General features: G+C 58.4%; 10 protein-coding genes. 7 read left to right on the top strand and 3 right to left on the bottom strand.

Features of this window, described 5'->3' with window-relative positions; genetic code table 11:
• Nucleotides 1–14 precede the first annotated feature (14 nt).
• Entirely contained in the window at nt 15–1,115 is a 1,101-nt protein-coding gene (locus B5E67_RS00630; RefSeq protein WP_087381776.1) for an ankyrin repeat domain-containing protein, read from the top strand.
• Nucleotides 1,116–1,429: 314 nt separating this feature from the next.
• On the opposite strand, the gene B5E67_RS00625 is transcribed toward B5E67_RS00630, so the two are convergent.
• On the bottom strand, nt 1,430–3,556 hold the full coding sequence (locus tag B5E67_RS00625; RefSeq protein ID WP_087381773.1) for an FtsX-like permease family protein: 2,127 nt from the start codon (nt 3,554–3,556) through the stop codon (nt 1,430–1,432).
• Nucleotides 3,557–3,560: 4 nt separating this feature from the next.
• On the bottom strand, nt 3,561–4,304 hold the full coding sequence (locus B5E67_RS00620; RefSeq protein WP_087249099.1) for an ABC transporter ATP-binding protein: 744 nt from the start codon (nt 4,302–4,304) through the stop codon (nt 3,561–3,563).
• Nucleotides 4,305–4,538: 234 nt separating this feature from the next.
• On the opposite strand from B5E67_RS00620, the gene B5E67_RS00615 reads away from it, so the two are divergent.
• The 5 genes from B5E67_RS00615 (at nt 4,539) to B5E67_RS00595 (ending at nt 10,118) form a co-directional block, all read left to right on the top strand.
• Nucleotides 4,539–5,252, top strand: a complete 714-nt coding sequence (locus B5E67_RS00615; protein ID WP_087381770.1) for a LytTR family DNA-binding domain-containing protein — start codon at nt 4,539–4,541, stop codon at nt 5,250–5,252.
• Nucleotides 5,253–5,256: 4 nt separating this feature from the next.
• Entirely contained in the window at nt 5,257–6,528 is a 1,272-nt protein-coding gene (locus B5E67_RS00610; RefSeq protein ID WP_087381769.1) for a GHKL domain-containing protein, read from the top strand.
• A gap of 225 nt (nt 6,529–6,753) precedes the next feature.
• Entirely contained in the window at nt 6,754–7,503 is a 750-nt protein-coding gene (locus B5E67_RS00605; RefSeq protein WP_158098831.1) for a LytTR family DNA-binding domain-containing protein, read from the top strand.
• Nucleotides 7,497–8,756: an ATP-binding protein gene (locus B5E67_RS00600; RefSeq protein WP_087381763.1), complete on the top strand. Its 1,260-nt coding sequence runs from the start codon at nt 7,497–7,499 to the stop codon at nt 8,754–8,756. The genes B5E67_RS00605 and B5E67_RS00600 overlap by 7 nt, the downstream gene beginning before the upstream one ends.
• An 84-nt stretch (nt 8,757–8,840) precedes the next feature.
• Nucleotides 8,841–10,118: a sensor histidine kinase gene (locus tag B5E67_RS00595; protein WP_087381759.1), complete on the top strand. Its 1,278-nt coding sequence runs from the start codon at nt 8,841–8,843 to the stop codon at nt 10,116–10,118.
• A 99-nt stretch (nt 10,119–10,217) separates the two neighbouring features.
• Here B5E67_RS00595 and B5E67_RS00590 read toward each other — a convergent pair whose 3' ends face one another.
• On the bottom strand, nt 10,218–10,856 hold the full coding sequence (locus tag B5E67_RS00590; protein WP_087381756.1) for a CatA-like O-acetyltransferase: 639 nt from the start codon (nt 10,854–10,856) through the stop codon (nt 10,218–10,220).
• 395 nt (nt 10,857–11,251) lie between these two features.
• Between B5E67_RS00590 and B5E67_RS00585 the strand changes: the two genes are divergently transcribed.
• Complete coding sequence (locus tag B5E67_RS00585) at nt 11,252–11,692, top strand: DNA starvation/stationary phase protection protein (protein WP_087381752.1); 441 nt, start codon at nt 11,252–11,254, stop codon at nt 11,690–11,692.
• Nucleotides 11,693–11,855 lie beyond the last annotated feature (163 nt).

Raw genomic sequence — 11,855 nt, 5'->3', positions numbered from 1 at the left:
AGCAGGTGCCTGAAATGTACAAAATTGGACACATCGGTCGTTGGGAGACCCTGCCGGAAGCGGCTGTGGCCATTTATGACCGCGATCTTCCCAAACTGGAGGCCATGCTCCAGGGCGGACTGGACCTCAACACACCGATCCGGATCAGCGGGTACACCAAGCTCATGCCGCTGGAAATCGCCGTCTTTCGAAACGACCCTGCCATGATTCGTTATTTGCTGGAGCGGGGCGCCGACCCGGAAAAGGGAGAGGAAAAGCCGATCCCCCTCGCTGTGGTCCGCTGCTGCGGCCCCGAAGTGGTGAAACTCTTTATCGAACAGGCCAAGCAGCTGGACGAAGCCCACAAGCGGCGGCTTTTCCAGGAAATCCGCTGGGGCAACCGCCCCGAGAATATTCCCGTCCTGGAAAAGGCCGGCATTACCGTGGCCCAATACGGCGGCGAGGCCCTCCGGGCTGCCGCGTCGGAGGGAGACTTCACCCTGGCTAAGCTGCTTCTGGAAAAAGGCGCAGACATCAACTATCATCTGCCGGACGTGGTCTATCCTTATGCCTCCACGCCGGTCACCGAGGCGGCCCGCTCCAACAATCTCCCCATGGTGCGCTGGCTCTTTGAGCACGGAGCGGATATCACCCTCCCGGACAAATACGGAGATCGCCCCTACACGGTGGCGGTCCGCAACAAAAACCAGGAAATGGCCGACTATCTGAGAACCCTGGAGCCGGAAGATCTGTACAGCAAACAGGAAAAAGCCCGCCAGCTGGCTCCCTACAAGCTGCCCGTCAAACTGGTGAATTACCTGAAAACCAGTCCCCTGCGGCTGGAATTCCCGGAGCAGAAATGGGTGAAGTGGGTGGAGCTCTGCCCCTACATGGATCTGAAGGAAATGAAGTGGAAGCGGAGGAAGCTGCTCTCTCTCATGGCGCGGATGGACAACTACAGCGACTATCTGCTTTTGTGGAGCCCCAGAGACCGGAAACTCTGGTATCTGGACACCGAGCACGAGGAGTTTCATCCTCTGGCCAAATGGGATGATTTCATCGCAGATCCTGGCCGGTACCTCAACGGGATGATTGAGGGTGAGTTTGAGGAATCCGATGCCGGTTCCAAAACCTGAACTCCTCGGAGGGCACCGTGTCTCTCTCAGCCAAAACCTGCACCAGGTTGCCCCGTCCCCAGGCGCCGAATATCCCCCATGATCTCCAAAGCGGAAATTCTATCCCGTTTCCTGTTCAGGAATCCAAGCCCGGCAATCTTTTCCATGGTACGGCGGTACGGCCTGTCCCCCTGGGTTTCAAATCTGACAAACGCGCAAAACGCCCGGCAGAATGTCGCAAGACAGACCGCCGGGCGTCCTCTCTATCTATTTCATGCCGCCGCATCCTTGTGCAGGCCTGCGGGCCCATCTTTAACGCGCCATCTGGAACAAATTCAGGCAATCCCCAGTATCCGGCAGACTCTGCGGCGCGTAAAGCGGTAAACGCCATAGAGCACCGCCGACAAAACCAAAATCACCACAGCACAGGTGCCCATCCCTGCAAATTCGCCGGGCGTGAAACGGTTGTCGTTGAAGTAGAGAATCATGCCATAAAAGGCGCTGATGACGGCTGTTCCCACAACGGCGGGAACCAGAAACACCCTGGAAACCTGCCCCCGGACCGTCTGGAACAGATAGGCGTTGGACGCTCCCAGATGCCGCAGGTCATCGTACACGCGGGCATTGGTGAGGGCCAGGGTCATACAGCGAGTGAACGCGATGACCACCACCGCCGCAAAGCAGATCAGCGCAATGAAGATAAACAGCATCAGAAAAACCGCCATGGTGGTCACAAAATCGTTTTGATCCAGGACGCGGAACTGGGGCATATAAAGCCAATAGTTCCGGAAATCCGAGGTGTCGCACTGGTCGTAATCGATGACGGTCAGGTCGTTGGCTTTCAGGTATTCCGGGTCGTCGTAGTTGTAGCTTCCCTTTTCGGCTATTTGCAGCTGCCGGCTCACCGGGTCCCAGGCGTCGAACACCTCCACCTCCGGGCCGGAGCGATTGACGATCTCATGAAACAGGGCATCTGCAAAGGGATAGCTGGCCTGCACGTCCGCCACATTGAAACAGACATAGGTCTGTTTCCAGTCATCCGTAAGGCCCCGCGTGATGGCGGCGTAATCGCCATCATCCAGCACATAGCACCCCAGCAGCATGGTGAACCGCAGCGGCTGGGCCGGGACGACGTTCAGGCTTTCCCCGGTGACCATGTTGGTGACGATGGTCACATCGCCGCCCGACAGATAGTCTCCGCCGCCCTCGTCATCCAGCACATTGGCGCAGGTGCCGGGCGCCAGGTCAACCGTTTGGCCGGTGAGGGCATTCCAGGCCGACTCGGAGAAGAAGGTCCCGCCGGATGCAATTTCCCGGTATTCGGTGGTATAGGTAACCCCCAAGACGCCGTTGTTCCTCTCGATGGACACCGTGCCGTCACCGCCCAAAGACGCCGCCTCCACCTGCGCCCAGGAAGTGATCTCGACGCCGTATTCCTGCGCCAGAGTTTCCACCTCCTGCCGACTGATCTGCTCCTGATCGCTGCGCATGTGGTATTCAAAATCCACCGGCCGGCTGGAAAAGCTGTAGGCCGAGCTGCTGCTCAGCATGGGGGAATAAAAGGCGGCAAAATAGGCCCCGGCAATCAGCAGCGTCATCACCAGCATATTCCGCACCGTCTGCCGGCCCTGGAATTTCATCATGGATGTGGTGATGATGTTTTGGTATCTCTTTCCCCTTCGCCAGTCGTTCACCACCGTGTGAAGGAGAATCATATAGATGCCCACAAAGGCAGGCAGATAAAAAACCGCGCTCACCGCAGAAGGCGGATACCAGCAAAGGACATTCACAAAGAAGCCCGGCATCAGGTAGCCGGCCAGCGCGCCTGTCACCACCAAAAGGATCCCCACCCGGCCATACCAGGGTTTGACCTCCCGGATGGGTTCCGAGCGGTGGGACTCCTGAACCACATCCATAATGTTGGTGTGCCTGACGGCACGGTTCCCCATCCAAAACAGGACCGCCACCACATACCCGGCAAAGAGCAGGGCCAGCAGATAGGCCTTCGGGTCAAAGGTCAGGGCCATTTCCTGGGAATCCACCAGAAACAGCCGGAATATCTGCCACACGCCCCAGGCCAGCGGACCGCCCAGAAGGGCCCCTGCCGCACAGGAGAGCAGAGAGAGCACCGCCAGCTCTTTCCCCATCTCGGCCTGGAGCTGACGCCGGGCGGCGCCCAGCGCCAGGAACACGCCCGTCTCCCGGGATTTCTGCCGGAAGAACAGCCCGGCAGCATAGGCCGTAAAGACGGCGCATCCCACCACCGCCAGAACAAACACCATCATCACCTGTTTGCGGGAGTCGCCGCCCTCCGGCAGCACCGACAGGATGGTGGGCGAACGCATCATGCAGCTGTAGGCCGTAATCAGCAGGACCGAAAAGAAGCTGCATCCAGCCAAAAGAGCATACCGGCTCTTGTTTTTGCGCCGCAGCACACCGCAAACTTCAGAAAAATGCCGCATCGTATCACTCCTTGTCCATTTCCCGGATGGTGTCCAGCAGTTTATCCTGAAACGCGGCCCGGTCATCCGGCCCTTTGGCCAGCGTCTTCCAGACCACCCCGTCCCTGAGGATCACCACCCTGTCGCAAAAAGACGCCGCAAACGAATCGTGCGTCACCATGAAAATGGTGGCCTCCAGCACATCCCGCGCCTGTTCAAAGGAGCGGATCACCGCCCGGCTGGACTTGGAATCCAGGTTTCCAGTGGGTTCATCCGCCAGAATCAGCAGCGGATGATTGATCAGGGCCCGGGCCACGGCGGTGCGCTGCTTTTCGCCGCCGGAAATTTCCGCCGGGTATTTGTCCCGGATGGCACCGATCCCGAACACCGTACACAGCTGGTTGGCCCGCTCCTCGGTTCGGGCCGTGACGGCGCCGCCGATGATGGCCGGCAGCAAAATGTTTTCCCGGACGGTCAAGCCGTCCAGCAGCAGAAAATCCTGAAACACAAATCCCAGCTGCTGGTTGCGGACCTGGGCCAGTTCCTCCTCCCCCAGCCGGGCCAGCTCGGCCCCGTCCAGGGTGATGCTGCCTTGATCGATGGGAATATAGCAGGAGATGCAGTTCAGCAGGGTGGTCTTGCCCGAGCCGGACGGCCCCATCACCGCCACAAACTCCCCCTTTTTCACTTCCAGGGACACACCCTTGAGAACTTCATAGGAAGTTTTTCCCACCTGATAGGATTTGTGCAGATCTTGTACCTTCAGCATGATATCGCCCGTCCTTTCCCGGCTGCATGGTTTCTTCTGACAAGTCCATGATACCGGCGGCAGAGGCCTGCTGCAAACGGGGCTGTCACATTTGGCACCGGGGCGGTCAAGTTTCGCTTGCAAGCCGCGGAGGATGTCATTTTTGGCGGGTTTTATGTCAAGTTTGATTTTGAGGAATCTCTCCCCTGTGGTACAATAAAGCCATCATTTCTTTCACCAACAGGGGGAATCGCTGTGCTGCGAATTGGGATCTGCGACGATCTGGCGGATGCGCGCCTGGTTCTTCGCTCGGCGCTGGAACACATCCTGGATACCAGAAATGTGCCGGCGCAATATTTCGAGTTTTCTTCGGGCGAAACACTGCTGCAGTGGTACGGCCGCCATGCCGGGGAGCTGGACCTGCTCTTTCTGGACATGGAACTGCGGGAAATGGACGGCATGGAGACCGCCCGCCGTCTCCGGGCGGCGGACGAGGGGCTGCAGCTGGTGTTTGTCACCGGCTATGCAGACCATGTATTCGACGGCTATTCGGTGGGCGCTCTGGGGTATCTGATGAAGCCGCCCCGGAAAGAACAGCTGGAATCGGTTCTGGACCGCGCCCAGGCCGCCCTGGTGCGGCAGCTGGACCAGGCTTATATCTGCCGCAGCGGAGAGACCTACTACCGCATTCCGATGGGGAAGATTTTGTACTTTGCCTCCGACCGGCGGCAGGTGGAATGCGTCACCTCAGACCGGACCTATACCTTTTACGGAAAACTGGACGCCGTGGCCGCCGACGTGGGGAGCCGCTTTGTCCGGATTCACCAGCGCTATCTGGTCCGGGCCGGGGCGGTCGCCCGGCTGGAAAGCGGCGAAATCACCTTGCAGGACGGAACCCGTCTGCCGGTCAGCCGCTCCTGCCAGCAGTCCGCCCTGCTGGCTCTCACCCGGGCGGAACTGGAGGGATAACGCCATGCTGATGATTCGCCAACTGTGGCAGAGCAGCCTCTGGATTCTGTCGGCGGCCCTGAACGGTTTCGTGCTCTTTTCCGCCTGGGTGGGTTTTGCACAGGTCCGCCGGGGCTGGTTCTGGAAGGCAGTTTTGTTTTTGAACCTGGCCATCACCAGCGTGGCCGTCATCTGGATCGGAGACCCCAACCTCCTCTATGCCCTGCCGGTGTTTCTGCTGCTGGGCCTGTTGTCTACCCAGGGACCGCGGCCGGGACGGCTGGCGGTCTCCATCATCTTTTTCACCCTCATCATGTCCATCAGCGCCATCCTGGACACCTATCTGGAATGGATGTCCTACATCGGTTTAAACCAGCTTCTCCGCTCACTGATGTATGGCGGACTGTATCTTTTGTTTCGCCGCCGGCTGCCCAGGCAGCCTCCCAACCTGTCGGGGCGGTTATGGAATCTGGTGCTGGGGCTGGCTGCCATGCCCCTGTGCGCTCTGATTGCCGTTGTCCTGCTGACCTCCCGCAAATACCAATCCCCGGAGGTCAACGCTGTGGCACTGAATCAGGGACTGGTGGTGCTGCCTTTGGCCCTGTTCACCGCCCTGATGCTTCTGCTGGCCATCTCGGTATTGGCCGACCACGAGCGCCTGGAGCGCAGCAGCCAGCTGGCCAGTCTGCGGGAAACTTACTATCAGGGGTTGCAGCAGCAGGAAACCCAAGTGCGCCGCCTGCGCCACGATCTGCGGAACCACCTCACCGTCCTGCAGGGTCTGCTGGAGGCTGGAGAATCCGCGCAGGCGCTGGACTACCTGCACCAGATGTCCGACTCCCCTGCTCTCCAGCCCAGAGGCCGCATCTGCGAGAATGAGACGGCCCAGGTGGTTCTATCCTCCAAGCTGGAGGAACTGGACCGGCGGGGCATCCCCGCCGATCTCGCGGTTTCTCTGCCTGCAAAACTGCCCATGGCGGACACCGACCTCTGTGCCCTTCTGGGCAACGCGCTGGACAACGCCATCGAAGGGACCAGCGGTGCGGCAAAGCCCCGGGTCACCGTCCGCTGCAAGGCGGACAAGGGGTTGTTTATGCTGCAGGTCCTGAACCCGGTGGGCGGACCTGTTCCGGCGGATCTTTCCACCACCAAACCAGACAAAACCGCCCACGGTTTCGGTCTGCCCGGGATGCGGGAGATCGCAGAGCGATACCACGGCACCCTGGAGGCCGGCGTCCGGGACGGCCGGTTTGAACTGGTGATTTGTTTCCCGCTCCTGCCGCCGGAGAACCCGTAACCATGCGCCGGTCCCGCCCGGGGCCATGGTCCTGACACGACCGGATTTTTGTTAAACCGAATCTGTTTGGCGGCCATTTCGATGGCCGCCTTTCTTTGGGTCTGCCCCTTGACGTTTGGGAGCTTCCATGCTATTTTCATACTAACAATCGTCAAAAAACGGGGAGCAGATGCGCAGAATTTGAGGCCTTGTGCGCAAAATTTGCACTCTGCTGCGGAAGGGAGAATGGCAATAATGCTGCGGATCGCCATATGCGATGACGAAGAAAAGCAGATCCATCAGACAGAAGCGTTGCTGGATGATTATTTTCAATCCCGGCCCGGGCTGAAAGGGCAAGTGGAAGCATTCCAGAGCGGCGGGGCGCTGCTGGCAAGGGCGGAGAATGCGGGAGGCTTTGACCTCTATCTCTTGGACATCCTGATGCCCAAGCCCAGCGGGATCGACACCGGCCGGCTTCTGCGGGCTCTGGGCGAGGGCGGCGAAATCATTTATCTCACCCACTCCAACGATTTTGCCGCCGACAGCTACGACGTCCAGGCCTTCTTTTATCTGCTCAAGCCCGTCGAAAAAGCCAAACTCTTTCAGGTGCTGGACGGGGCAGTGGAAAAGCTGAACCGGCGGCGGAGCAGCGCCATTATGGTCAGCACGCCGAACGGGCCACGGCGGGTTTTGCTGGAGCAGATTCGGTATGTGGAGCGGGTGGGGCGCTGCATGCGTTACTACTGCACCACCGGCGTGGTGGATTCCCAGAGCATCCGGGTTTCTTTCCGCGAGGCGGCTTCTCCCCTGCTGGCTGACCGGCGCTTTTACCTGTGCGGGGCCAGCTTTGTGCTGAACTTCCAGCATGTGGCCGGCGTAAGCGGCCAAATCGCCCTGCTGGACAACGGCCAGACGGTGGCGCTGCCCCGGACCTCGGCCGTGGATTTCAAAAAAGCCTGGGGCGGCTACTGGCTGGAGGATCGAAACGCATGGTAGAGCTGTTTATTATGGAGTATTTGACGGTTCTATATATGATGATGGCGTTTCTGTTCATGGACAGCCGATATTCCCGGCGGCGGACCATTTTCATTGTTTCCTGCGTCACCCTCCTGCTGATGGCGGCGGTGGCCGTCCTGTACCGGTCGGTGGATCTGGACACCGCCTTTTGGACTTATGCAATGACCATCCACATCCCGCTGATCCTGCTCTTTTTCTCGCTCAGCCGGTTCCGGGGATGGAGGCTGATCTTTCAGCAGCTCTCGGTCGTTCTGTTCTGTACGCTGATCCACCACGGAGCAGCGTTGTTCTACTACCTGTCCGGCAGCCGCTTCTGGGTGATGGTGTTGTCCTACGCCGTCCTCAGCGCAGGGGTCATCTGGTTTCTGATCCGCTTCCTGCGCCCTCTGTTTTTTCAGATCCTGCTGCAGCTGCACCGGGGCTGGTGGCTGATTTGCCTGGTCATGGCAACCTACTACATCATTGCCGTCTACCTGGTCCCCGGATATGCCGGCTTTGATCCAGGCGGCACCTTCCTCAAACCTGCGATCGGACTGCTGATGCTGGGGGTTTATTCCATCCTGATGTTTTACTTTACCAGCATCCGAAAAGAGTCGGAGGCCCGCCACGACGCGCAGCTCTCGGCCTTGCAGCTGTCCGCCCTGCAAAGCCGGAGGGAAGCTGTGAAGGCGGCAGAAGACGCCATCCGCACCGAGCGCCACGACCTGCGCCACCGGCTTCAGACGGTGGCCGAGCTGGTATCACGGGGCGACACCGATGCGGCTTTGGATTTTCTGGACGCCGCCCAGCGGCGGCTGGACGAACAGAAGGCCATCCGCTGGTGCCGGCCGCCGGTCCTGGATGCGGTCTTTTCCTCCTACTTCGGCCAGGCCCAGAACCAGGGTATTTCGGTGGAGGCCAAAATCGCCCTGCCCGACATCCTCCCTGTGGACGAGGGAGAGCTGGCCATCGTCCTGGCCAACGCCCTGGAAAACGCCATCCACGCCAATCTGGCGCTGCCTCAGGAGCAGCGCTGCATCCGATGCAAGATGGTGGGAAATCCCGGCATCATGCTGGAACTATCCAACCCGTGCGCGGAGGATGTGGTTTTTGACAGCAACGGTCTGCCGTCAGCCCGGCAGGAGGGCCACGGCCTGGGGGTGCAGTCCATCTCCGCCTTCTGCCGCAAAAACGGCGCCGTCTGCCACTTCGATCAGACCGACGGATGGTTCCGGTTGCAGATGGTATTGTGACGAGGCCAAAACGCCGCCGGCCCGGGCCGCAGACGCAGATTTCAAGGAAACCGGACGCGGCTGCGGGCCGCAGGAGAAAACGCCATGACCAATGTATTTTTTCTTGTCTTTCGCGCTTTTTTAATCACCTGCATGACGGTGGGCATGATGGCCAGCCTCACGGAATTCCGCTTTGGGCGCAGAAAGCTGCTGTGCATCATGGCGCTCTACAGTGCCTGGGTCGTCGGTTCCAGTCTGGCCTTGCTGTGGATCGGCGGAGAATTGCTTTTGCTGCGCCTGTTTTTCCTCACCATCTCTGTGCCGGCCACCTTTCTCACATACTGGGCAGCCAACGATACCCCTGCACAGGCGGTTTTCAATTACATGTCCCAGATTCTTCTGTCGATTCTGGCGGTCTCCTCTATCCGCCTGATAACAGAATCGTTTCACCTCTCTGCGCTCGCCAACATTCTATTGATGATCGCATTTTACGGGTCGGTCATTTATCTGGAATGGCATTTTCTGCGGCGGCCCTTCCGCATGCTGATCAAAGTCATCCCAGCCAACTGGGGCGTCCTTACCTTGATCCCCTGCGTGTTTTGCGTCTACCTGATTTTTGTGGCTTCCTGGCCCGGCAGTTACCTCGAAAACAAACTGCAGTGCATCTATGTCTACGCAGCCGTCATCCCGCTGATCGCTGTCTATGTCGCCGTATTCAAAAGCCTTTTTGGCCAATACCGCATCCAGATGGAACGCCAGAGCGCCGCGCTGTTGACCATGCAGATTTCTTCCCTGAAAGAAAAGCTGCAAAAAGTGAAAGAAGTGGAGGACAGCATCCGCATTCAGCGCCATGACCTGCGCCACCGGCTTCAGACGGTGGCCGAACTGGTAGCCCGAGGCGACACCGACGCGGCACTGGATTTTCTGGACGCCGCCCAACAGCGGCTGGATGAACAGAAAACCGTCTGCTGGTGCCGCCCGCCGATCCTGGACGCGGTCCTTTCCTCCTACTTCGGGCAGGCTCAAAGCCAGGGCATTCCGGTGGAGGCCAAAATCGCCCTGCCCGACGACCTTCCTGTGGACGAGGGCGAGCTGGCCATTGTTCTGGCCAACGCCCTGGAAAACGCCATCCATGCCAATCTGGCGCTGCCTCAGGAACAGCGCTGCATCCGATGCAAGATGGTGGCCAATCCCGGCGTCATGCTGGAAATTGCCAATCCGTGCGCCGGGGACGTTGTCTTTGACATCGACGGCCTGCCGACAGCCCGGCAGGAAGGCCACGGCCTGGGGGTGCAGTCCATCTCCGCCTTTTGCCGCAAAAACGGCGCCGTCTGCCAGTTCGATCAGACCGGCGGATGGTTCCGGATGCGGCTGGTATTGTAATCCTTCCACAAGAAACAGGCCAGGCAGCCTTTAGGGCTTGCCTGGCCTGTTTTGTCTCGATTTCAAGCTGAGGAAATGCCGGGGATGTTTCTCATCTTGTCAATCCGGATTTTGTTCCCCGAGGTGCTGAATTTCCCGGTCAAGGATGGCTTTCAGGGCTCCAATGTGGAAGCCGTCAATGGTGCGGTGGTTCACTTCGACCGACAAATGAACCCACAGGCGCCCGTTTTCCTGGTAATATTTTCCCCAGGCCAGCCGGGGCACAGTATCGTCCTTATCAAAATTGTGTTCGTTGGTCAGGGCTGTGAAGTCAAACCAGGGCGTACACGAGAAATAAATCAGGCTGTCGGTCTCTTCGCCGGAACGGATAAAACAGGTCTGCTGTTCGCTCTGCTCCTGGGCGTTGCGGCAGAAGGACTCCCACTCCGGTTCCCACGGAAGAGTCACAATTTTGAAAACCTCCGAACCTTTGGGCATATAGGTGAAGCTGGGGTTTGCCTGATCCAGCACCACCAGTTCGTCCCCGCGGATGCGGATACGGAAGTCCGGGACGGAATTCAGTGCCTTGGTACACACCCAGACCATCAGCATATAAAAAGACACGCCCCGGGCTTTTGAAAGGCGCTTGATCTCGGTCACATCCACCGGAATGGTGACCGAGTAAAAGGGATAGTCCATCTTCGAAAACATCTCATAAATTTCTCTGCGGGCCCATTTGGCCTGGTCCAGTCGTTCCATATGGCTGCCTCCCTGTTTTGGTGGGTTATTGATCCTATTGTACTATGGTCCGCCGCATTTGGAAATAGAAATCCCTCCGATTTTGCTATCGGAAGACGGCTGTCCCCTGTTTTGGAAGCGTCAGGGTCCATCTGCGGGAAACGGTCCGGCTGCTTATCCCGGCCAGGGTGCGCGCTCGCCGCGGAAGCAACCGGATGTACACCCTCACACGCTTTCACAAAAGCGAATGCCGGTCATCTCTATAAAGCGAAATTTCTGCTCGTGATCGTCCATATCAAATCACATTTCATTGTGTGATCTGCTCACCTTGACAAGTCGGACTCTTTCTGTTATCCTATAGCCACAGGTTAGATATATCTAACCAAGCGAATTTTCACATCGAAAGGAGCATCCTTATGAAGAAAGAACTTGCAACCGCTCTCAACACCTATCTCGCCAATATGGGCGTCATGTATATCAAGCTGCACAACCTCCACTGGAACGTGGTGGGCTCGGATTTCAAGCAGGTCCACGAGTATCTGGAAACGCTTTACGACGCGATGGCCGGTGTGCTGGATGAAGTGGCCGAGCTGCTGAAAATGCAGGGCGAACAGCCGCTGGCTTCTCTCAAGGATTACCTGGCAGCAGCTTCTATTCAGGAACTGCCCTCTGCCGAGCTGCGCTCCCGTGAGGTACTCCGCATCGTTCAGGCCGACCTGACCCTCCTTCGGGATCAGGCACAGCAGATCCGGGCAGACGCGGCCGCCGATGACGTCTACGCCGTGGTCTCCATGATGGAGGAACATCTGGCCCAGTACAACAAGACTCTGTGGTTCGTTGAGGCCATGCAGAAATAAATTACTCCCTCTACGGGGACGGTGGCTACCGCCCCCGCTTTTTTGTGCGGACATCATAACATAACCTTTTTCTGTTTTGGAGAAAGTCTCCTGTTCCCGAACATTTTTATGTATGGAACGCTTAACAGGGCCAAAACTTTTTCTTCCTGTCTCCGCGAATTTC

Source organism: Faecalibacterium sp. An122 (assembly GCF_002160895.1).
GTDB lineage: Bacteria > Bacillota > Clostridia > Oscillospirales > Ruminococcaceae > Faecalibacterium.
The sequence above is the reverse complement of the archived record's forward strand: the minus strand, read 5'-3'. Positions and strand labels throughout refer to the sequence as shown.

Bases quoted from the DNA above. Each gene is read 5' to 3' on its own strand.
- B5E67_RS00620 (WP_087249099.1), bottom strand. From the start codon at position 4,304: ATGCTGAAGGTACAAGATCTGCACAAATCCTATCAGGTGGGAAAAACT.
- B5E67_RS00610 (WP_087381769.1), top strand. From the start codon at position 5,257: ATGCTGATGATTCGCCAACTGTGGCAGAGCAGCCTCTGGATTCTGTCG.
- B5E67_RS00630 (WP_087381776.1), top strand. From the start codon at position 15: ATGTACAAAATTGGACACATCGGTCGTTGGGAGACCCTGCCGGAAGCG.
- B5E67_RS00590 (WP_087381756.1), bottom strand. From the start codon at position 10,856: ATGGAACGACTGGACCAGGCCAAATGGGCCCGCAGAGAAATTTATGAG.
- B5E67_RS00585 (WP_087381752.1), top strand. From the start codon at position 11,252: ATGAAGAAAGAACTTGCAACCGCTCTCAACACCTATCTCGCCAATATG.
- B5E67_RS00595 (WP_087381759.1), top strand. From the start codon at position 8,841: ATGACCAATGTATTTTTTCTTGTCTTTCGCGCTTTTTTAATCACCTGC.
- B5E67_RS00600 (WP_087381763.1), top strand. From the start codon at position 7,497: ATGGTAGAGCTGTTTATTATGGAGTATTTGACGGTTCTATATATGATG.
- B5E67_RS00605 (WP_158098831.1), top strand. From the start codon at position 6,754: ATGGCAATAATGCTGCGGATCGCCATATGCGATGACGAAGAAAAGCAG.
- B5E67_RS00625 (WP_087381773.1), bottom strand. From the start codon at position 3,556: ATGCGGCATTTTTCTGAAGTTTGCGGTGTGCTGCGGCGCAAAAACAAG.